This is a genomic window from Enterococcus dispar ATCC 51266 (assembly GCF_000406945.1).
In the GTDB taxonomy this organism is placed as follows: Bacteria; Bacillota; Bacilli; order Lactobacillales; family Enterococcaceae; genus Enterococcus_C; species Enterococcus_C dispar.
Map to the genome: position 1 here is coordinate 591,164 of NZ_KE136354.1, position 22,858 is coordinate 614,021.

Consider the following 22,858-nt stretch of genomic DNA (forward strand, 5'->3'; position numbering starts at 1 on the left):
TTCTCCGGCTTTTTTATAGGTAAAGGAATCCTATCTTTTCACAAGAAATAAGGCTGAGATACTAAGGTCATTGGGGTCTAGTTTGACAAACGAATTCTAGATGGTAATAAACTAAAATTTCAAGAAATTTGAGAGCGAAACGAGTCATTTTAGCTTTCCTTCCGTTATTAAAAATTTTGACATTCCTTCCCTTTTTTTCGTTGTTATAATAAGAAGAGAGGAGAATAATATGTATCTTGTGGTGAGTCCCAATCAATTAAGCTATTTTAAACCAGAGACAACGGCGCAGCGTTTAAAAAATTTTTTACAAAAGACTCAGGATGAAAAAAGGTTTTTAACGTATTTGTATTTTATCGAAATTTGTAGCAAATTATTTGTGAAAGTGGCACCTTTACAGCCAAAATTATACCAAGATGAGGTTATTACAATTTTTCATAAAGAGAGTTGGGAGCCTTTCTTAGGGGAATATTTAATATTTTTCCGACCATTTTTCAAAGATGAATTATGGGTGTATATGTTGCGCAAATTACGCCACTTTCAGCATCTATTTTTACTTATGGCGTTAAAAATGAGTTTGGTACATAATTCGAAGAAATTACTTAGCGTAAATAATTCAGCTGTAAACAGAGTTTTATCCCTGCAACTAAATTCCAGTTAATTAAGTTGTCTTTATTTTGCTAAAAATCCATAAAAAAGATGTGAAATTTGCGTATATTATTTTTGACCATTATTGACCAAAGGTGTATAATATTTTTGTGAGTAAAAAAATTTTGCTGCGCTGTTTATGCCAAAATAGCAGGATAGTAGTATGATAGAAGTAATAAAACTCACTTCAATGTTAACTTTAGGGGGAATGGTAAATGAATATTGAAAAAATGACGACAACGCTGCAAGAAGCAATCGCCGAAGCACAACAGATTGCAGTTACGCGCCATCATCAAGAAATTGACATTGCTCATTTATGGAAAATTTTCTTACAACCCAATCATTTTGGGCGTAATTTTTACACAGACGCGGGTGTTGATGTGGCAGACTTTGAAAGAGAAGTTGATAAAGCCCTTGATGAGTATCCAAGTATAGCAGGAAGTAACGTGGCTTATGGTCAAAGCATGAGTCAAAACTTATTTAACTTGTTAAATGAAGCCGATCAATTACGGAAAAGTTTCGGTGATGAATTTTTAGCAACTGAAATAGTAATTTTGGCCTTAATGAAATTAAAAAATTACCGTTTGACGAAGTATTTGGTGCATCAAGGTGTGACTGAAAAGGAATTGCGTCAAAATATTGAATCAATGCGAGGAGGGGAAAAAGTGACCTCAAAAAATCAAGAAGAGCAATATAAAGCACTGGAAAAATACGGTGTCGATTTAGTCCAGCAAGTAAAAGCTGGCAAAATGGATCCTATTATTGGCCGTGATGAAGAGATTCGCGATGTTATCCGGATTTTATCTCGAAAAACAAAGAATAATCCTGTTCTTATTGGTGAACCTGGTGTTGGGAAAACAGCAATTGTCGAAGGTTTGGCCCAACGTATTGTCCGCAAAGATGTACCTGAAAATCTAAAAGACAAAACGATTTTCTCTTTAGATATGGGTTCATTAATTGCGGGAGCGAAATTCCGAGGTGAATTTGAAGAGCGATTAAAAGCTGTGTTAAAAGAAGTGAAAAAAGCTGATGGTCGCATTATTTTATTTATCGATGAAATTCATAATATTGTTGGTGCTGGTAAAACAGAAGGTAGTATGGATGCCGGCAACTTATTAAAACCAATGTTGGCACGAGGAGAATTGCATATGATTGGCGCTACTACCTTAGATGAGTACCGTCAATATATGGAAAAAGATAAAGCATTAGAACGTCGTTTCCAAAAAGTATTGGTAGCAGAACCTACAGTCGAAGATACAATTTCCATTTTACGTGGTCTAAAAGAACGTTTTGAGATTCATCATAGTGTCAATATCCATGATAATGCACTAGTGGCGGCAGCAACTCTATCTGATCGCTATATTACGGATCGTTTTTTACCAGATAAAGCAATTGACTTGGTAGATGAAGCGAGTGCCACGATTCGAGTGGAAATGAATTCAATGCCAACTGAATTGGATCAAGTGACGAGACGTTTGATGCAATTGGAAATTGAAGAAGCCGCTTTGAAAAAAGAAAGCGATGATGCTTCTAAGAAACGACTCGAAATATTGCAAGCAGAATTGGCAGAATTACGTGAAGAAGCCAATGCAATGAAGATGCAGTGGGAAACAGAAAAAGAAGAAGTAAATAAAATTACGACGAAACGTTCTGAAATTGACAAAGCTAAACATGAACTAGAAGATGCTGAGAATAATTATGATTTGGAACGGGCAGCTGTTTTACGTCATGGAACAATTCCACAACTGGAAAAAGAATTGGCGACCTTAGAAGCAAATGTGGGGGATGATCACGTACGTTTAGTCCAAGAATCCGTCACAGAAGAAGAAATTGCGACCGTTGTTGGACGGATGACGGGGATTCCTGTAACCAAGTTAGTGGAAGGGGAACGGGAAAAATTAATGAAGTTAAATGAAACACTTCATAATCGTGTCATCGGACAAGATGAAGCTGTAAATGCGGTCAGTGATGCGGTGATTCGCTCACGAGCTGGTTTGCAAGATCCCAACCGCCCATTAGGTTCTTTCTTATTCTTAGGGCCAACCGGAGTAGGGAAAACAGAATTAGCTAAAGCCTTAGCGGAAAATCTATTTGACTCAGAAGACCACATGGTACGAATCGATATGAGTGAATATATGGAAAAACATTCCGTTTCTCGTTTAGTAGGAGCACCTCCAGGTTATGTGGGTTATGAAGAAGGGGGTCAATTAACTGAAGCAGTACGTCGTAATCCATATACCATTGTTCTGTTAGATGAAATTGAAAAAGCCCATCCGGATGTCTTTAATATTTTACTGCAAGTGTTAGATGATGGTCGTTTAACTGATTCAAAAGGACGGGTAGTAGATTTTAAGAATACTGTTATGATCATGACCAGTAATATTGGTTCTCAACTTCTTTTAGAGGGTGTAACAGGTGATGGCACGATTCCAGAAGAAGTCAAAGATCAAGTGATGAATTTATTGCGGGGACACTTCAAACCAGAGTTTTTAAATCGTATCGATGATACTATTTTATTCACACCATTAAGCTTGGAAGATGTAACTGGCATCGTGGATAAAATCATTGTACAATTATCAAAACGTTTGGCTGATCAAGAAATTGTCTTAGATATTACCGCTGATGCTAAAGCTTGGGTGGCAGAAAATGCCTATGAACCCGCTTATGGTGCGCGACCATTGCGTCGTTTTATCACACGGGAAGTAGAAACACCCCTGGCAAAAGAAATTGTTTCAGGACGTGTCTTACCTAAGACGAAAGTTACAATTAGTCTTTTAAACGACCAATTGGTTTTTCAAAATGAAGCCATAACTGAAAATTAATTTAAAGGAATCAGTTCCCTGAACTGATTCCTTTTTATAGGTAAAGATACTTTATAATTTTTCTCTAATGCCAAAGAGTTGAATGCATTTATTTCACTTTTCTTGATGTTTAGCAACAGCAACGAACTCTCTATGATAATAAGCTAAAATTTCAAGAAATTTGAAGAGTAAGGTATTAAAAATTTGCTCATTGCGGGGGCATTAAATCTCTTTATTTCGCCTTATTACTAGAGAACTGCGGGATTCCGGCTAGCTTTTGTGGTGACAAAATATTAGGTTAACAAAACGAACTCGACTATAATTAAAAGAAAGAAAATAAAGGAGCGGGTCAAAATGGAAATAAAAACACAAACAATACCCGAGATGCTGGTATTAGAAAAAGAAGAGGAAATAGCGGCAGATGATTTTGGTGCGGCTTTAGGAAAAGCTTATGAGGAAATGGCTACTGCACTGATTGCTGCTGATGTAGGAATTAAAGGGGAACCATTTGTCCATTATTTAGAAGTGAGTGATGAAGGAGAAATTCATACCAATCCTTTAAAAGTTGGTTTTTGCTTACCAATTGCAAAAGACTTTTTAGCGCCTGAATCATTAAAAATTCGTCTTCGTCCTACTTTTAAAGCTGCAGTAGCGACATTTATCGAAGATGATAATGATAGTGAACTTATCTATCGCTTACTTTTGGAAGAAATTCAAAAAGAACAAGGAACATTTCAGCAGGAAAGTTATGAGTATTATGAAGAAGTTGAGGGAAAGGCAGAGACTATTATTCAATTGCCATATCAATAGGCGTCCAATGAGATTTGAGTAGCTAGTGAAAAATTAAAATATTTGGCGTCAAAAAAAGCGCTGAGTTAACTCGCTAGATAAGGAGTTACTCAGCGCTTTTTTTAGAAATAGTCACTAAAGTAGGCTTCCATATCTGGAATAATTTGTTCCAAAATATGGATAGTTTTTCTATCAGTTACATGCAAGCGTTCAATGCGATAAAGGTAAGATGCCCGTCGATAATTCATTAAAAGACAGCTTAAAGTTTGAATATCAATTTTAACAGCAGGACCTAATGTAGTTCCTTTTTCAATCGTAATTTTTTCATCGTCGCCAATAATGGAAAAAGTAGTATTATTCCAATCGGCCAGTGAATCACGGACAACAAAATGAAAAGCACCTTTAAAAGACTCAAAAGGGAATTTTTTTAGAAATTGTTCGACATCGACAATTCTTGCCATATAGTAAGGTTCAATTGTTTCTCTAATTTGACTATCTTCTAATAGAAATGCCAACGGCTCGTTTTTATAGATATTTCCTTTCACCCAGTAGACCATTGAAAAATGAGCAGAAATGAAATTCCATAAACCATTGCGTGCTTCCTGATTCAAATAAAACATTTCTTTAACATGAAAAACTTCTTCAGCTACCCAATAGAATAAAACGCCAGTAGGATTGCCCTTACTATCATAATAAATCGCGGCAGTCCGCTCTTCTTCATTTTCATAACGCCAGTATTCTTCCCAATGAAAATAACTTCGTTTTAAGGCACCATGATTTTGAGTAGCAAAAGTATCGTACACTGTAAAAACATCTGGATGGTCGACATTTTGGCGTTCCACCATACCCGGCACATCAACTTGTTTTGGCAGTTGTGTATCACGGATTTTAAAGGTTAATTTATCCGACATGATTTCCCAACCTTTACGCCGATAGTAAGGAATATTATAGGGATACAGGTACGAAATCCACTGTTGATCAGCACGCATGGTTTCTAACGCTTTTTTTACCAAATCTTGCATTAACCCATGACCTGCATATTCAGGGTAAGTACCAACACCTGTAATGCCCCCCATTTTATATTCCGCACCATGAATATTGACCTCGCAAGGGTAAATAGCAATTTGCGAAATTAACTGATCTTTGTGAAACCAACCAAATACTTTTGATAACTCCAAAATTGGTTTTTTTGATTTAATCATCTCTTTTTTACTATCAAAGCCACTTTCTTCAATATCAGATTCGGTGATTTGAAAAACATAACTTAATAGTTCGTTAAATTGATCGACATCTTTTTCTTCCACTGGTAGAATTTGTAATTCGTCGCGAAAGTGTTCTTCCATAATTTCAACTCCAATTTTTGTTCTTAATTTTAGTATAACAAAGATTGCCAAATTTGTTGTTTACAAGCTAGGGAAAACTCTTTAAATATCTAAGTTTCGTTGGTATAATGAAAAGGCTGAAGTTAGCAGACCGCAGGGATTTTGTCGCGGTAATAAAGAAATGAGGGTATATATGAATCTAGCAGATATGAAAAAAAGACAGGAAATGATTCGGAACTTCTCCATCATTGCCCATATTGACCACGGAAAATCTACCTTGGCAGACCGTATCTTAGAGCAAACACACACGGTGACGAGTCGAGAAATGCAAGATCAATTGCTAGACTCAATGGATTTGGAACGGGAACGCGGCATTACCATTAAATTAAATGCTGTTGAATTAAACTACACCGCTAAAGATGGTCAAACATACATTTTTCATTTAATTGATACGCCAGGACACGTCGATTTCACGTATGAAGTTTCCCGTAGTTTGGCTGCTTGCGAAGGGGCTGTATTAGTAGTTGATGCAGCACAAGGAATTGAAGCACAAACCTTAGCCAATGTCTATTTGGCACTAGATAATGATTTAGAAATTTTACCGGTTATCAATAAAATCGATTTACCAGCAGCTGACCCTGAACGGGTACGTCAAGAAATTGAAGATGTGATTGGAATTGATGCCAGTGAGGCAGTATTAGCTTCTGCTAAAGCAGGGATTGGGATTGAAGAAATCTTAGAACAAGTTGTGGAATACGTTCCAGCTCCAAGTGGCGATTTAGATGCGCCTTTAAAAGCGTTAATCTTTGACTCTGTCTATGACTCTTATCGCGGCGTTGTTTTAAATGTGCGCGTAATGGATGGGGTAGTGAAACCTGGCGATAAGATCCAATTAATGAGTAATGGTAAAACTTTTGACGTAACTGAAGTGGGTGTCTTTTCACCCAAGGCAATCGCCCGTGATTATTTAATGGTAGGTGACGTTGGGTATATTACCGCTGCAATTAAAACAGTTCAAGATACACAAGTAGGGGATACCGTTACACTGGCCAATAATCCAGCATTAGAAGCATTGGATGGTTACCGAAAAATGAATCCAATGGTGTTTTGTGGGTTGTACCCAATTGATACTTCTCGTTATAACGATTTACGTGAAGCGTTGGAAAAATTACAATTAAATGACGCTGCTTTACAATTTGAACCAGAAACTTCACAAGCATTAGGTTTTGGATTTCGTTGTGGTTTCTTAGGTTTACTTCATATGGATGTTATTCAAGAGCGTTTGGAAAGAGAATTCAATTTAGAATTAATCACCACGGCGCCTTCGGTTATTTATCATGTTAACAAAACTGATGGCAGCCAAGTTATTGTGGACAATCCCGCTGATTTTCCTGATCCTGTCGCCATTCAAAATGTAGAAGAACCTTATGTGAAAGCACAAATTATGGTGCCAAACGACTATGTTGGTGCTGTGATGGAATTGTCTCAGCGTAAACGTGGAGACTTTGTCACGATGGATTACTTAGATGATTATCGTGTGAATGTTGTTTATGAAATTCCGTTGTCTGAGATTGTCTTTGACTTTTTTGACAAATTGAAATCAAGCACCAAAGGCTACGCTTCTTTAGACTATGAAATGTCTGGGTACCGCACCAGTAAGCTTGTGAAGATGGATATTTTATTAAATGGTGAAAAAGTCGATGCTCTAAGCTTTATCGTGCACCGCGATTTTGCTTTTGAACGCGGAAAAGCAATTGTTGAAAAGTTGAAAAAATTAATTCCCCGTCAACAGTTTGAAGTTCCCGTCCAAGCGGCGATTGGGCAAAAAATTGTTGCCCGTTCTGATATTAAAGCACTGCGTAAAAATGTTTTGGCCAAGTGTTATGGCGGGGACGTTTCCCGTAAACGTAAACTGTTGGAAAAACAAAAAGAAGGTAAAAAACGCATGAAACAAATTGGTTCAGTCGAAGTCCCACAGGAAGCCTTCATGGCCGTTCTGAAAATGGATGACCAGGATAACGCGAAATAGCTTGTTTCCAACGGAAAATCCTATTAAATCAATCTTTTCGAGTAGCGCAAAATTCGTGATTTACCCGTTTAAAAAAGTTTAAACTGTCATACGGTTGTCACGGTAGTATTGAAATTAACAAAAATGGAATATTTTCCTTGAAGGTTTTTAACCGTCAGCGTATGATGAAAGCATCTCATAGGAGGTGCTTTTTTCATGTCTGAAAATATAAGTGGAGAATTTCTTAAATCTTTAAGGAAAGAGAAAAAAATGTCTCAAAAGAATCTAGCCGACTTAGCGGGGATTTCGCAAAGTGCTTTAGTCAAGTATGAAAAAGGAACAAGGAAAATTCCAAAAGATGTAGATGATACACTAAGTAAAATTCTGAATGTAGAAACTCTATTAAAAGATGAGAAGAATAGAGTTGGGCTTCTTATTGATCAACTAATTGCATACAGAGACATGAACAAGTTACTCAATAAAGAGTTGGCTACTAAAGTAGGGACTAGTGAAGTATCACTTAGTTATGTTTTAAACGGAAAGAGAAAACCATCGAAGGAAATGCAACAAAAAATTGCTGTATTCCTCTCTAACGATGGTAAAGAAATTTTGATGGATATAAAACAAGATGACGGTTCGTTTAAATTACCCATCGTCGATAAAATAGCGATGGGAAAACGAATCCAAGAGATTCGGAAAAATCGAGGTGAGACACTGGAAAAATTTGGTAAGAACTTTACTCGACTAGCAGGTAAGAATGTTGTGAATAGATGGGAAAAGGGTGCGAACATTCCTGATATTGAAAGATTAATGAATGTTGCCTATCTTGGGAAAGTGACTGTCCCTTATATTTTGTATGGGGAGACTTTTAGCAAGATGTTGAAAAGGGGAAATAGGATTAACCAATTTGAAAAATTGGATCCTTTCCGAATGGGACTAAGATTTAGGAAGATTCGAAGGGATTATCGTTTAGAAAGAGAAGACTTTGGAAAGTTTTTTTCACCGCCTATTACAAAATGGTCGATGGATAAATACGAGAACGGTAAAGATATCCCAAATACAGATCGCATCATTCAATATGCCTATATCGGAAAAGTCTCCTTGGATTTTTTGATATATGGTGTTAATTAGTTTTTAAAAAGAATAGATTACTTGAATTTGAGATATTAAAAAAATATCTTAATACAATTTTGAGGAGAATCATCGTTTGTTATGAATTGGTGGTAAAATAATAGTGAATTCCAATTTTGGAGGAAACTATTATGACAATTTCAAAGGTAAAAGCTCTTAGATCTGTTCTTTCAGAGAAAAGAACGACATTCTTATTTGGAGCAGGAGCTTCGGTACCATTTTTTTCAAGCTTAGGAAAAATTGAGGAATATATGACTAGCAAAGATATAACTGAAGAAGGTAAAAGACTAGTTATGTTTATTTTTTATTATATAGCAATCAAAGATAATTCAATATTGGTTGAATATATAATAAAAGGTAAATCGGAAAACCACTTGGGTTCTGGGTCTTCTGTGATGAATCAATATTCAAGATTTATTTTTAATTGCGTGGAGTTCCTAAAACTAAGAAATAGTCGTGTTTCTCCAAGAAGAACTAATATCTTTACTACGAATTATGATTTGTTTCTTGAAATAGCTGTCGAAAAAAATATAGAATCGAATCCCAAAATTTTCTTTAATGACGGGACGAATGGTTATATGAAAAGATATCTTAGCACTGAAAATTTTAATAAGACAATGTTGTATGCTGGAGCCTTTGATAATTATGCCAACGAATTACCAACAATTAATTTGGTGAAATGTCATGGATCTGTGAATTGGATGAATGAGCAAAACTTTATCGGGAGAGATAGAGTGCTTGTTGATAACAGTCTTTTGGACACTATTAAAACTGCTAGAGAAGCAGAAGAAGTTTGGTCAGAACTTCAAAAAGATACAGCTTATGATACAACTTATCAATGGTTCTTTAACATGGATAAGTTGAAAGATGCCGTATTAGGTAAACGTATTGATGGATTTACTGAGAACCCTACTGAAGTGATTAATTATTTTGGTAACAAGTATTATGATCAATTACAAGGTATAAGTGAAAAAATTAGTGAAATACAGATTGTCTTACCCACAAAAAGGAAATTTCAGTCTACCTTAATTGAAGAACAGTATTTTAATATGCTTAGATTCCTGTCTTATGAGCTTGAGAAGGAACAATCAGTTTTAATAGCATTCGGCTTTTCATTTTTAGATGAGCATATAACAGACATTGTCCAAAGATCTTTAAATAATCCAAATTTATTAGTATTCATTTTCTGTTATAAAGACGGTACTAAAAGTGAAATAATAAATCAATTTAGCTTTGGAGCCAATGCGGTCCCATCCAATATTGTGTTTATAACACCTTCAGATTTTATTATGAAACAAACTGAAATCGAAGACGAGACTCGCCTACCGTTAGAAACAAATCAGATTAGATCAAATGATAGTACTATTGTCACTTATTCTGAGGAAGTATCAGTTTATGATAATAAAGATGCGGTTATAGATTTTGAAGCTTTTAACAGGATTATCGAAGGAAATCTTTCTGAAAAGTATATTGATAGTCAATATACGGAGGTAGTAGATGATGACGAATAATTCTAATATAGAGGTTGCTTTAGTTGTTGAAGTGAACGGAATCAGGTGTAAAGCTATCACTTTTGATGATATGAACCAAGCGACATATATTAATAATGGTGAAGTGATAAAAAACTTAAGTGTAAATAGTTTTGTAGTTATTCGTCAGAACTTTATTAAAATAATAGGCAGAGTCAATTCTGAATCAATTTGGGATACTCAAAATAACAAGCAGAACTATCAGTTGGATAACAGGTTCAGTAAGAATACCATCAAAAGAATTCTTGATATCCAAATTATTGGATATATTTCAGAAGGCTGTTTTACTACTGGTACAACATATATTCCAATGATTGGAAATATTTGTTCAATACCGACAACTGAGGAGACACAAACTATCTATGTAAATAGCTTTGATCATTTTAATGGAGATCAAACTATTAAAATCGGGAAAAGCTTAAATGAGCAAATTGAGGTTAACTTACCAATAAGTTCTTTTTTTGCGTCACATATTGGTATTTTTGGAAATACTGGTAGTGGTAAGTCAAATACACTTCATAAATTGTACTTTGAGCTATTTAAACAACCGTTCCCATTGCTAAGAGAGAAAAGTAGATTTGTTGTCATAGACTTTAACGGTGAGTACGTGCATGATAACTCATTTGGTGTACCTAAGAGCGAAAAAAATATATATGAATTATCTACTAGAACCGTTTCAAATAAAAGGTTACAGATTAAAAGGGATATCTTTTTTAGTTCTGAGATCTTGTCTATTCTTTTTTCCGCGACTCAACAAACTCAAAAACCTTTTTTGGAACGTGTTCTTAAAGGGATAAATAAGTTTGGTTTTGGTGAAGAGTCACTACAAAGATGGATAAGTTCTATACTCAGAGAGATATTTACGACTTTTCCCAATATGGATTTAAAGAATAGATTTGTAAGTATTCTGGATGAATTTTATGATTCTGGTGAAGCTTTGGAGCCAATCAAACAGGCACAGATATACAGCAGGGATGACCCTGCAAAATTTATTGTAAACAGTACTTTTTTTGATGGAAATTGGGAATGTAAACATATGCAGGCCGTTAATCTTAATCAGGTTGAAAATATGATTCTAACGGAAAAATTAAATATATTCAAAGAGTTTGAACTTAGATGTAAATTACAATTAGTCAAAGACTTACTATATCGAAATGTCATATCGGATCATATAGACCCGCTTCTAAAACGAATTGATAGCCGTATTGAAGGTTTTCAGAAGTATATAGAGATAGTGGAACAGATCGACAATGTCAAATTTCTTGAGATAATTTCTTTACGTGATTTGAATCAAGAAGCTAAACAAATTGTAGCGATGTTAACTTCAAAAATGTTTTTTGATGAGCAGAAGACGAGTAAAGATAAGATTAGTTTCCATCTTATTATCGATGAAGCACATAATATTTTGTCTGATCAATCAAGAAACGACAATACGTCATGGAAGGATTATAGACTTTCTACTTTTGAGGAAATCATTAAAGAAGGTCGGAAATTTGGTTTTTTCCTTACTTTATCAAGTCAAAGACCAGCAGATATTTCACCCACACTTCTCTCACAAGTTCATAATTTCTTTCTACACAAGCTAGTGAATGAGCGAGATCTTCAAATAATTGATAATTCATTATCAACTCTAGATAGAGTTTCTAAATCAATGCTTCCAGGTTTATCACAAGGTATCTGTATTATCACTGGGACAGCTTTGTCCTTACCAATGATTGTGAACGTTGATTTTATAAATGATAAAACTTTGCGTCCACAAAGTGATACTGTGGATTTAGTGGAAGCTTGGGTGAATGAATAACGTAAATTTTTACGATGAGACCTTCAAAAATTGAGGGTCTTTTTTTATGTTCAGAAAGAAAGGAAGGCTTTATGAATAAATGTAAGATGGATAAATACGAGGACGGAAAAGATATCCCGAATACGGATTGCATCATTCAGTATGCCTATATTGGAAAAGTCTCTTTGGAGTTTTTGATATACGGTATCTGACAATTTTTGAAAAGAATAGTTTTAAACATTTGAGACATTCAGAGATGGAAGTCTCTTTTTTTATTACCCAAATGGGAAAGGAGATTAATTATATGAAAAAGTCGAGATTTCAAAATTGGCGATTATTTGCCACTTTAGCTCTATTAGGTCAAACAATTGGCGGAGCGATTGGTCCTACGATTGCCTTCGCCGATGAAATTACTCATCCACAAACGGTAACCGTGGAATTAGATTTAGCGCATCAGTATGCTGTCGAAGGAACCTTTAGTGACGGCCGTCCAATGTCAGAAGTCACTGTTCCACATTATGCGGTGTACAATGGCGTGAAACAAGATATTTTCTGTATTGAACCAGGGGTGCCTATTTACAATGAATTCACTCCAGGCTATGAGAAAAATCCATTGCTGGATATACCGGAGAAAGCCAAATTAGTTTCCGTTTTATGGAAAAAAGCCGGCACAGATGTAGATACTCATATTGTGGCACAGAAGATGATCTGGCAAGAAGTTAACGGCTACACCCTTCACTCAATCAAACGTTCGGATGGTAGTGCCGTAAATATCCCAGCTATTGAAGCAAAAATTAACAAAGCAATCGCGAACTATCAGAAGAAACCAAGCTTCCATAATAGCACGGCTAAAACAGTGTTAGGTCAATCAACTACTGTAAGGGATACGAATAATTTGAATTTGTCAGAATTCGATGAAGTTGTGGAAAATACTGCAAACATTGATTATCGTGTCAATGGCAATCAGTTGGTCATCACCCCAAATGCCAATTCTAAAGAAAATGGTGTGCTGACGCTTAAGAAATCTGCTGGAACTGGAACACCGGTCGCCTATAAGATGGCTGGGCAACAAACCTTGATGGCCGGGGCGATTGATATACCGAACACTTACACGGTCAAAATTGATGTGGAAACTGAGGGTTCTTTAAAGATTAAAAAAATTGATAAAGAATCAGGTGCTATTGTACCAGGAACGGTTTTCCATTTAGACTTTGGAAAAACTTTACCTGCAAAAGATGTAACTACTGATAAAGAAGGGATTGCGACATTGGATGGGATTCCTCATGGTACAAAGGTAACCATTACTGAAAAATCAGTGCCGGCGCCTTATACGATTGATACCACACCTATGACTGCTACGATTAATGCGGGCGAGACCATTTCCGTGACTTCAAAAAATACGCGAGAAAAAGGTCAAATCATTCTGGATAAAACCGGGAGTGAAACAGGAAGTGATCTTTGGAACGACAATTACTCTTTAGCTGGAAACACGTTTGCTATTCGCAAGGACAATCCCACTGGTGAAATTGTTCAAGAAATGACCACGGATGAAAAAGGTCATGCGGAAACACCAAAAGAGATTGCCAATGCATTGGAATTGGGAATTTACTACGTGACAGAAACCAAAGCTAGTAATGGATTTGTAAATACCTTTAAACCCGTAAAAGTCGAATTGAAGTATGCCAATCAAACGATAGCCCTTGTGACCAGTAATGTAAAAGGGCAAAACCAAGAAATTACTGGAGAAACCACTTTGACGAAAGAAGACAAAGACACTGGAGATAAAACACAAGGAAAGGCAGTCTTTGAGGGTGCTGAATACACCTTGTTTACTGCTAAGGATGGAAAAGCGGTTAAATGGAGTGAGGACTTTAAACCAGAATTAGTTAAGGGAACGAAAGCTTCTGATGAAACGGTGACTTTGACTTTAGATGAAAAGAATCAAGCTGCCGTTAAACACTTAGCCATCAACGAGTATTACTGGCAAGAAACCAAAGCACCTGAAGGATATACCTTGGATGAAACGAAGTATCCTGTATCCATCAAAAAGGTGGATGATAGCGAAAAAAATGCCGTGATTACCCGAGATGTTACGGCAAAAGAACAAGTGATTCGCTTTGGCTTTGATTTCTTTAAATTTGCCGGATCAGCTGCTGGCACTGCCGAAACTGGCTTCAATGATCTAACCTTTAAAGTGTCACCATTAGAAGGGACCAATGAGATTACAGGCGCTGAAGATGAAGTGACCACAGCTTATAACGAGCAACTAGGTTTTGATGGCTATGGCAAGTTTGAAAATCTTCCTTATGGGGATTATTTACTTGAAGAAGTAGAAGCGCCAGAAGGATTTCAAGAGATTACACCATTAGAAATTCATTCTACTTTTAAAGAAAATAAAGAGGATTACGCCAAGAGTGAGTATGTCTTTACCATTACCGAACAAGGTCAAAAACAGCCAATTAAAACGGTGACCGTTCCTTACGAGAAACTGACGAACAAAGCATTTTCTGTTAGTTTGAACCGTTTAATGCTCTATGATTTACCCGAGGAAGAAGATAGCTTGACTTCCCTTGCGACTTGGAAGGATGGAAACAAAGAATTGAGTTCTCTAGATTCTACCGAACTAGTCGATAAATTGAGTTACAATCTACATGAAATCAAAGAAGACTGGTATGTGGTAGCGCAAGCCATTGATGTGGAAGCCACAAAAGCTGCCCAAGAAAAAGATGAAAAAGCCAAACCAGTGGTAATTGCCGAAACAACGGCTACCTTGGCGAATAAAGAGAAAACAGGAACTTGGAAAATTCTACATAAATTAACCGCTGAACAAGTTTTAGATAAAACTATTGTCTTATTCAACTATGTCTATAAAAACAAGGAAGCCTTTGAAGCAGGTGACGAGCCAGTAGCGAAGGATGCTAGTTTGAATAATCAAGCTCAAACTGTCAATTGCACAGTGGAACGTCATGTTTTCATCCAAACAAAAGCGCACTTAGAAGACGGTTCTCAGACCTTTACTCATTGTGACGTGGTGGCTATGTTTGATGATGTATCCATTACCCATGATGTACTGGATGGCTCAAAAGAAGCATTTGAAACAATTCTGTATGCACTACTACCAGATGGTACGAACAAAGAAATTTGGAAATCTGGCAAAATTGATTACGAAGTGAATGATAAAGAATTTACCAAAACCGTGCTTGCAGAAAAAGTGGACACAAGTAAATATCCAGAAGGCACAAGTTTTACCTTCAAAGAAATTAACTATGATAAAGATGGGAATATCAATGGGAAACACAATGAGGATCTAAAAGAAAAATCTCAAACCTTAACACCAAAAGAAGTGCCAACCAAACCAAGTACGCCAGAACAACCGGAAATGCTAACTGTTCCAAGCGACTCTCAAGAATCTAGTCCTACAGTGAAGACATTTCCTCAAACTGGGGAGAAAAATTCCAATGTGTTACTGTTCATTGGTTTTACTTTAATCTTTGCGACGGCTGGCTATTATTTCTGGAATCGCCGAAACTAAGGTGATGTGATAAAACCAGTAAATTATAAGAAACAACGTGCGCGACCGCCTCCTAAAAAAAGTGGTCGCGCTATTTTTGTATCCAAAACTAATAATGAAAAGAGGAAAAAAAGATGGAATTGAAATTTGTTGTGCCAAATATGGTTGAAACCTTTGGCAAGTTGAGTTACGCCGGTGAAGGTGAAATTTTAACAGAAGGATATGGGCGGAATACTACAGTAATTGGTCGTAGTTATCATTTGTATTCCAGTAAGCAACGAGCCGATGATATTGAAGTGGTGGTAGGTGCGGAAGCCGGAGAAAAGGATTTTGATCAAGATCAACCACTAAAAGCTGTAAATCCCCACTTGGTTGCCAAAGGGTATGAGATTGAGAATCGTGGGTTTACCGATTACGTGTTGTATGTCGATGATTTAGTGAAAGCATAGGAGGAAAAGAAGATGAGATTAACAGAAGGCATTGTTGTAGATTCAGGATTAACCTTTGGCAAGTTGCGTTTTTCCGCATTACGTCGGGAAGTACGCAAGCAAAATGAGGACGGAACGGTTAGTAACGAGGTAAAAGAACGGACCTATAATTTGAAATCCTCCGCTCAAGGTCGAATGATCCAAGTTAGTATCCCAGCAAATGTGCCCTTACGCGAGTTTGCCTATGATGCAGAGGTAGAGTTGGTCAATCCAATCGTGGATACCGTTGCCAATTATGTTTTCCGAGAAGGAACTACTGTCAATTGGTTCATTAAGGCAGATGATTTAGTCTTAAAGCGACAACCGAATCAAGGAAACCCTACGAACCAAAATGAAGGAAAGAAATAGGTGAAGAATATGGAAATTAATGTGGAACATATTTTAGATTGTCTCGATCAATATGGCAAAGGAGAACTAACCAAAGAGCAAGTCAACGAGGATTTGACGATAGACGAAAAAGTATTTCTTATTATGAATCAGGATTTTTTTGAAACCAATGAGGAAGATTTTGACTTACTCAAATGGTTGGATGAGGAAGAGTCCTTCTTTATGGTTGTCGAAGTAAATGAAAATTTATGTCGCCAGGCAGAATCTGTCTTGGAAGAAATCGGTGTAGAGATGCCGGATGCCATTGAAGGTTTTTTAACACAATTGGTTGAAACGAAACAACTTCCCGTGTCAGTAAATGACTAGCATAACTTTTTGAAATTGCCCAATAAAATTCTATTGGGCAATTTTCCATTGGAGGTGGAAACCATCAAAATGTACAAAGGGCATCGCATACGCGCAGGAGATCGGCACTTGGTTTATCACTTTGTTCTTGGATGGCTAATCGCTTTATTCATCGGTTGGATGAGCGTCTTTTATTTTCATGAGTTTAGACAATTTGAGATTTCTAAGCTATCACTTTCCACTATTGAAATTGTTTTGTCCATGAAAGATTTAATCTGCTTACTAGGAAGTCTCGCTCTTTCAGGAAGCATGATGTTGCTTTATATTCACTTTTTTCAGGACCATTGGCGAAGTTTATGGCATCGACAAAAGTTGGCTCGGATGATTCTAGAAAACCATTGGTATGAAGTGAAACAAACTCAAAGTGAAGGTTTTTTCAAAGATTTGAATAGTAGTCGAACCAAAGAGAGTATTAGTTACTTTCCCAAAATCTATTATCGAATGAAGGATGGATTACTTTCTATTCGCGTTCAAATTTCACTGGGAAAATATCAAGATCAGCTCTTGAAGTTGGAAAAGAAGTTAGAAAGTGGGCTGTATTGTGAGCTAGTAGAAAAGGAACTCAAAGACTCCTATGTGGAATACACCTTGTTATACGATATGATTGCCAATCGAATTGGAATTGAAGAAGTAGTGGCAGAAAACGGGACTTTGCGATTGATGAAAAATCAAGTATGGGCATATGACTCCTTGCCCCATATGTTAATTGCTGGCGGTACAGGTGGAGGGAAGACCTATTTCTTACTCACCATTATCGAAGCACTATTGAAGTCAGATGCAGAATTGTTTATCCTCGATCCCAAAAATGCCGACCTAGCCGATTTAGGTACAGTAATGCCTCACGTATACTCCCAAAAAGAGGAAATCTCTACTTGTGTGGAAGATTTCTATGAACGCATGATGGCTCGTAGTAAGGAAATGAAAGAAATGCCCGACTACAAAACAGGAGAGAATTATGCCTATCTTGGACTTCCGCCAACCTTTTTAATCTTTGATGAATACGTGGCTTATATGGAAATGTTAACGACTAAGGAGAGTGCGGTGATTTTGAATAAGCTCAAACAAATCGTGATGTTAGGTCGTCAATCTGGTTTCTATCTGATTTTGGCTTGTCAAAGACCAGATGCGAAATATTTAGGAGATGGGATTCGCGATCAATTCAACTTTCGCGTAGCTTTAGGACGTATGAGTGAACTCGGGTATTCCATGATGTATGGCGAGGTCGATAAAAATTTCTTTATGAAACACATCAAAGGTCGAGGTTATGTGGATACAGGAGGAAGTGTAATTAGTGAGTTTTATACGCCACTTGTACCAAAAGGGCATGATTTCTTGGAATCCATCAAACAAGTAGCGCAATCACAAGAAAAATGATAGCTACAGAGAAATTTAGTCTTCTAAGGTATCAGGCTAAAAGTATGATAAACTAGAGATGAAAGCGTCAGGAGGTGCAATAAAAATGACAGAGGATTATTCTTTACAGTATGCTAAAGAAAACAAAAAAGTATTAATTTCTTCGATTACTGATGGGAAAGAAAAAGAGGAAGAAAAGACTGCCATTTTTATGGCTGGAAGTCCTGGTGCTGGAAAGACTGAGGCTGCACAAACTTTGACGGCATTGAATAGTAATCTTTGTGTAATCGATGCTGATAAATTTCGTGAACTATTTCCAGGCTATGCTGGGAATAATTCAGATGAATTTCAACGAGGGTCAGCACTTTTAGTAGATGCTGGTCTCGATTTAGTTCTTAAAAAGGGTTATAGTTTTATTCTTGATGGCACGTTTGCGACTTCTAAGGTAAGTCAAAATATTGAACGGGCACTCAAAAAGAATTATAATGTGCTTGTCTATTATGTATATCAAGATCCATTTATTGCTTGGGACTTTACTAAAAAACGAGAAGAAGTTGAAGGCCGTTTTGTTCCTAAGGAACGTTTTATCAATGCTTTTTTTCAATCGAGAAAAAATTTGATGCAGGTGAAAAAGCAATTTCAAGAGAAAGTAACCATCAATATCTTAGTGAAGGACTTTCAAAATACGATTTCTGATTTTCTAATGGACATTGATAATGTTGAACTAGCATTACCAATCAGTTATACGAAAGAAAGATTGGAGGAAGCGCTACATGACTGAGAAAGAAAAAGTTGAAGAAATTATGGAGAAGTATAACCGTAACTTTTCTACACTACAAAAGAATGCCTCTGCGAAAGAGCTGAAGACAGTCTTTAAATTTGTAGCAGATGAATCCAATCGGAAACAACGAGAATTGATTGGTTTGGATAAAGAAAAATAAATTTGAAATTGAAATAGTTTTAAGAGCCAAGAGCAAAAATGTTCTTGGCTTTTTTCTTTGCAATGAATGAGGTGATTTATGACATTTTTAGATTTATTCGCTGGGATTGGTGGCTTTCGCTTAGGTATGGAACAAGCGGGTCACCAGTGTATCGGCTTTTGTGAAATTGATGAATTTGCTCGGCGGAGTTATAAGGCAATCCATGATACAAGAAAGGAGGTGGAAATGCATGACATCACAAGTGTACCAGACGAGTTTGTTCAATCCCTCGGACCAGTGGACATCCTTTGCGGCGGATTTCCGTGCCAAGCTTTTTCAATTGCGGGAAAGCGGCAAGGATTTTCCGATACTCGAGGTACTTTATTCTTTGAAATCGCTCGGTTCGCCACTCTTCTCCAACCTAAGTTTCTATTCCTTGAGAACGTCCGGGGATTGCTCAATCACGAAGGAGGGGCTACGTTCGAGACGATCCTCCGAACGCTGGATGGATTGGGGTATGATGTGGAATGGCAGGTGCTTAACTCAAAGGCCTACGTTCCCCAAAGCCGCGAGCGGGTCTTCCTTATCGGACATTCTCGAGACGCACGTACCAAACAAGTATTTCCTATCATTGGATCGTCTCCAACATCTGATCAAAACATCCGAAACTTGTTAAATATCAATCCTTCCAATCGAGGAATGGGTGGCCAAGTCTATGGTTCAGATGGGGTTGCCCCAACCTTAACCGGTGATGAAGGAATCAAAATCGCATTGCCGGTAAAGGATGGAATTTCTGTAGCCGGTATGTTATCAGGAAATTTTGAACAAGGCAATCGTGTTTATGAGGTAACTGGAACTGCCCCCACCTTGTCAACGAAACAAGGTGGAACAAAAATCATGATTCGCAAAAATGAAACAGAATATCAAGAGGTGAAGCCAGGGGACAGTGTGAACTTGGCTTTTCCTAATTCCATAAGTCGTCGAGGTCGTCTGGGAAAACAAAGTTTGCATACCTTACTAACAGGAGACCAACAAGCGGTCGTCACAGATCAGTATCAGATTCGGAAGCTAACGCCCAGGGAGTGTTGGCGACTTCAAGGCTTTCCCGATTGGGCTTTTGACCGAGCTTCTCAAGTCAATTCAGATAGTCAGTTATATAAGCAGGCCGGAAACTCAGTAACAGTTCCGGTCATTTTTGATATTGCCAGAAGATTAAAGGAGGTAAAACTAGATGATTTATGATGAGTTGATCGGAGAAATCTACTGGGTGATTGGCAAGATTCAGTCAGATCCGGAACTGGAAGAAGAACTGTACCGGCTCAATTTTGATATTCGAAAAAATGGGGTGAAGGTCCCTGGTGATTCATATGTAATGGATGAGGAAACCGATGCTCGAATTGAGTTGAATCAGGTTATCAGTGAATTCGAACGGATTGCGGACCTTGCCAAAGAACCTGATATCCGCCAATACTTGTTTGAGATAAAAGCAGAACTAGAAATTGAGGGTATTACTGCGGAGTAACAACCAAATAAACCACTGATAGGCGCTGACCGCGGGGGATTTGCGAAGCAGAAATCCTCCGTGGTGCTGTGCCTGTTCATGGACGGCGTTAGCCGGCCATGATGTCTCACCCCCCGTATCTAACAGGGGGGTACAAAAACACAAAAAATAAGCAAGTAACCATTAAGAATTACTGGTGTAGCAAGAATAGTAAGTAATTTGTATAGGTGTTAACTCATTTGAAAAAGTTAACACCTTGAATTTGGAGGTGAGAACTTGGCACAACGGAATTTAGATTACCGGTTATTAAAAGACCGACGCAACGAATATGGTGTTTCGCAAAATAAATTGGCTACGGCTTGCGGGCTTAGTCGTCCCTATTTAAATCAGATTGAAAACGGTGGCGTAACACCATCCGCAAAGACCATGAAGAAAATTTTTGACCAACTGGAAAGTTTCAATCCCGATTTGCCTTTGACGTTACTGTTTGACTATGTAAGGATTCGTTTCCCCACAACGGATGTACGGAAAATTATTCAAGAAATTCTCCATTTGAAATTTGAGTATATGCTTCATGAAGATTACGCCTTTTACTCCTATCAAGAACAATACGTCATGGGCGATATTGTGGTGATGTTGTCTCATGAAGAAGATAAAGGTGTGCTTTTGGAATTAAAAGGGCGAGGTTGTCGGCAGTTTGAAACTTTTTTACTCGCACAAAAGCGTAGCTGGTACGACTTTTTCGAAGATTGTCTAAAAGCTGGTGGCGTGTTGAAACGCTTGGATTTAGCAATCAATGATCGAGTGGGCTTGTTAGATATTCCTGAATTAACGAAAAAATGTCAGAAGGAAGAATGTATCTCCTTGTTTCGTACCTTTAAAAGTTACCGTTCCGGGGAACTGTTGAAAGCCGACGAAAAGGATGGCATGGGCAATACTTTATATATCGGTAGCCTCAAGAGTGAGGTTTATTTCTGTTTGTACGAAAAAGATTATGAACAATATATCAAGTTAGGGATTCCATTAGACAAGACCGAAACGAAAAATCGCTTTGAGATTCGACTGAAAAATGACCGAGCCTATCATGCGATTCAAGATTTGTTAAAAGGTCGTAGTATTGAAAGTACCACATTTTCCATTATCAATCGGTATTTGCGATTTGCGGATAAAGTAGATGGAAAACGGAGAACCAATTGGCCCTTAAATGAACAATGGGGTCGTTTTATTGGACGGAATCGGAAAGAGATTCAATTAACTTCTGAACCGAAACCGTATACCATTGAACGAACTTTGAATTGGCTAGGTAGACAAGTTGCCCCTACGTGGAAAATGGCTAAGGAGTTGGATCGTTTGAATCAGACAACCTATATACAGGATATGGTACAGAATGCCCGCTTATCAGACCGGCACAAAAAAATTTTGGAGCAACAAAGTATGGCAATTGAAAATTTGATTATATGAAAAGAGGAATTTTGATGGGAATTGTAAAAGATATTTTATTGGTATTTGGTGGCAGTATGCTTGGTGTTACTGTGATGTGCTTGATGAACGCAAGTGCAGCGGCAGACCGAGCAATGGAAAAGAAAGGAAAGTGACGAGATGAATTTCGGACAAAATTTATATCAATGGTTTTTAACTAACGCGCAATCGTTAGTCTTACTGGCAATTGTGGTCATTGGTTTATTTTTAGGATTTAAGCGTGAGTTTTCCAAATTGATTGGCTTTTTGGTGATTGCCTTGATTGCGGTCGGTCTAGTCTTTAATGCTTCTGGTGTGAAAGATGTCTTACTCAATTTGTTTAACCGAATTGTCGGAGCTTAGGGGGAATCACTATGGAACAGATGCGAGTATATATTGCGAACCTTGGAAAATACAATGAAGGGGAGTTGGTGGGGGCGTGGTTTACCCCACCTGTCGATTTTGATGAAGTAAAAGAACGGATTGGATTAAATGACGAATATGAAGAATATGCGATTCATGATTATGAACTGCCTTTTGAGATTGATGAGTATACACCAATTGAGGAAATTAATCGGTTGTGTGGTTTAGCAGAGGAATTAGAAGGAACGCCGATTGGTGAGGTTGCTTTAGAGATTCAACACGCTTTTTTCAATTCTTTTGAGGAGATGGTGGAGCATGTGGATGATATTATTTGTTATCCCGATTGTAATGATATGAGTGATGTAGCGTATTACTTGATTGTGGAAGCTGGTGATTTTGGAGAAGTACCGGAACATTTGAAGACGTATATTGATTTTGATGCGTGTGGTAGAGATTTGGAGATTGGAGGAAACTATTTGGTTACGAGTCGAGGGGTCTTTGAGTATGCAATATAAAGATATACGCCA

The 22,858-nt window shown here is 37.3% G+C and carries 20 protein-coding genes; 19 read left to right on the plus strand and 1 reads right to left on the minus strand.

Annotation, left to right across the window (positions count from 1 at the left end; genetic code table 11):
• Positions 1-860 precede the first annotated feature (860 nt).
• Both clpB and RK01_RS02910 read left to right on the plus strand, forming a co-directional pair.
• A complete protein-coding gene (gene clpB / locus RK01_RS02905; RefSeq protein ID WP_016171797.1) occupies positions 861-3,467 on the plus strand; it encodes an ATP-dependent chaperone ClpB in 2,607 nt (868 codons plus the stop codon).
• Positions 3,468-3,800: 333 nt separating this feature from the next.
• Positions 3,801-4,256: a GyrI-like domain-containing protein gene (locus RK01_RS02910; protein WP_016171798.1), complete on the plus strand. Its 456-nt coding sequence runs from the start codon at positions 3,801-3,803 to the stop codon at positions 4,254-4,256.
• Positions 4,257-4,357: 101 nt separating this feature from the next.
• Here the strand turns inward: RK01_RS02910 and RK01_RS02915 are convergent, their stop codons facing one another.
• Positions 4,358-5,578: a GNAT family N-acetyltransferase gene (locus RK01_RS02915; RefSeq protein ID WP_016171799.1), complete on the minus strand. Its 1,221-nt coding sequence runs from the start codon at positions 5,576-5,578 to the stop codon at positions 4,358-4,360.
• 172 nt (positions 5,579-5,750) lie between these two features.
• On the opposite strand from RK01_RS02915, the gene lepA reads away from it, so the two are divergent.
• The 17 genes from lepA to RK01_RS02990 all read left to right on the plus strand — a co-directional run bounded on the left by lepA (position 5,751) and on the right by RK01_RS02990 (position 22,846).
• Entirely contained in the window at positions 5,751-7,586 is a 1,836-nt protein-coding gene (gene lepA, locus RK01_RS02920) for a translation elongation factor 4 (RefSeq protein ID WP_016171800.1), read from the plus strand.
• 195 nt (positions 7,587-7,781) lie between these two features.
• Positions 7,782-8,696, plus strand: a complete 915-nt coding sequence (locus RK01_RS02925; RefSeq protein ID WP_016171801.1) for a helix-turn-helix domain-containing protein — start codon at positions 7,782-7,784, stop codon at positions 8,694-8,696.
• Positions 8,697-8,827: 131 nt separating this feature from the next.
• Complete coding sequence (locus tag RK01_RS02930; RefSeq protein ID WP_016171802.1) at positions 8,828-10,207, plus strand: SIR2 family protein; 1,380 nt, start codon at positions 8,828-8,830, stop codon at positions 10,205-10,207.
• A complete protein-coding gene (locus RK01_RS02935; RefSeq protein WP_016171803.1) occupies positions 10,194-12,026 on the plus strand; it encodes an ATP-binding protein in 1,833 nt (610 codons plus the stop codon). Before RK01_RS02930 ends, RK01_RS02935 begins: the two co-directional genes overlap by 14 nt.
• A 283-nt stretch (positions 12,027-12,309) precedes the next feature.
• Positions 12,310-15,537: a fibrinogen-binding MSCRAMM adhesin Fss3 gene (gene fss3 / locus RK01_RS02940; RefSeq protein WP_034864568.1), complete on the plus strand. Its 3,228-nt coding sequence runs from the start codon at positions 12,310-12,312 to the stop codon at positions 15,535-15,537.
• A 113-nt stretch (positions 15,538-15,650) separates the two neighbouring features.
• Entirely contained in the window at positions 15,651-15,965 is a 315-nt protein-coding gene (locus RK01_RS02945) for a YdcP family protein (RefSeq protein ID WP_016171806.1), read from the plus strand.
• Between the two features lie 12 nt (positions 15,966-15,977).
• A complete protein-coding gene (locus RK01_RS02950; protein ID WP_002335604.1) occupies positions 15,978-16,352 on the plus strand; it encodes a YdcP family protein in 375 nt (124 codons plus the stop codon).
• Between the two features lie 9 nt (positions 16,353-16,361).
• Positions 16,362-16,697 carry a type II toxin-antitoxin system RelB/DinJ family antitoxin gene (locus RK01_RS02955; protein WP_016171807.1) on the plus strand — a complete coding sequence of 112 codons (336 nt, stop codon included), beginning with the start codon at positions 16,362-16,364 and terminating at the stop codon, positions 16,695-16,697.
• Positions 16,698-16,766: 69 nt separating this feature from the next.
• On the plus strand, positions 16,767-18,110 hold the full coding sequence (locus RK01_RS02960) for an FtsK/SpoIIIE domain-containing protein (protein ID WP_016171808.1): 1,344 nt from the start codon (positions 16,767-16,769) through the stop codon (positions 18,108-18,110).
• An 85-nt stretch (positions 18,111-18,195) separates the two neighbouring features.
• Complete coding sequence (locus RK01_RS02965; protein WP_016171809.1) at positions 18,196-18,870, plus strand: zeta toxin family protein; 675 nt, start codon at positions 18,196-18,198, stop codon at positions 18,868-18,870.
• Positions 18,863-19,030, plus strand: coding sequence for a hypothetical protein (locus RK01_RS13590; protein ID WP_002298811.1), 168 nt, complete (start codon positions 18,863-18,865; stop codon positions 19,028-19,030). The genes RK01_RS02965 and RK01_RS13590 overlap by 8 nt, the downstream gene beginning before the upstream one ends.
• 78 nt (positions 19,031-19,108) lie before the next feature.
• Positions 19,109-20,251, plus strand: a complete 1,143-nt coding sequence (locus RK01_RS02970) for a DNA cytosine methyltransferase (protein ID WP_016171810.1) — start codon at positions 19,109-19,111, stop codon at positions 20,249-20,251.
• Entirely contained in the window at positions 20,241-20,531 is a 291-nt protein-coding gene (locus RK01_RS02975; protein ID WP_002390861.1) for a hypothetical protein, read from the plus strand. The genes RK01_RS02970 and RK01_RS02975 overlap by 11 nt, the downstream gene beginning before the upstream one ends.
• A gap of 255 nt (positions 20,532-20,786) precedes the next feature.
• Positions 20,787-21,971: a MobT family relaxase gene (gene mobT, locus RK01_RS02980; RefSeq protein ID WP_016171811.1), complete on the plus strand. Its 1,185-nt coding sequence runs from the start codon at positions 20,787-20,789 to the stop codon at positions 21,969-21,971.
• A complete protein-coding gene (locus RK01_RS13450; protein WP_080114501.1) occupies positions 21,968-22,105 on the plus strand; it encodes a DUF3789 domain-containing protein in 138 nt (45 codons plus the stop codon). Before mobT ends, RK01_RS13450 begins: the two co-directional genes overlap by 4 nt.
• A 4-nt stretch (positions 22,106-22,109) precedes the next feature.
• A complete protein-coding gene (locus RK01_RS02985) occupies positions 22,110-22,331 on the plus strand; it encodes a hypothetical protein (RefSeq protein WP_002298822.1) in 222 nt (73 codons plus the stop codon).
• A gap of 11 nt (positions 22,332-22,342) precedes the next feature.
• A complete protein-coding gene (locus RK01_RS02990) occupies positions 22,343-22,846 on the plus strand; it encodes an antirestriction protein ArdA (protein WP_016171812.1) in 504 nt (167 codons plus the stop codon).
• Positions 22,847-22,858: the final 12 nt, after the last annotated feature.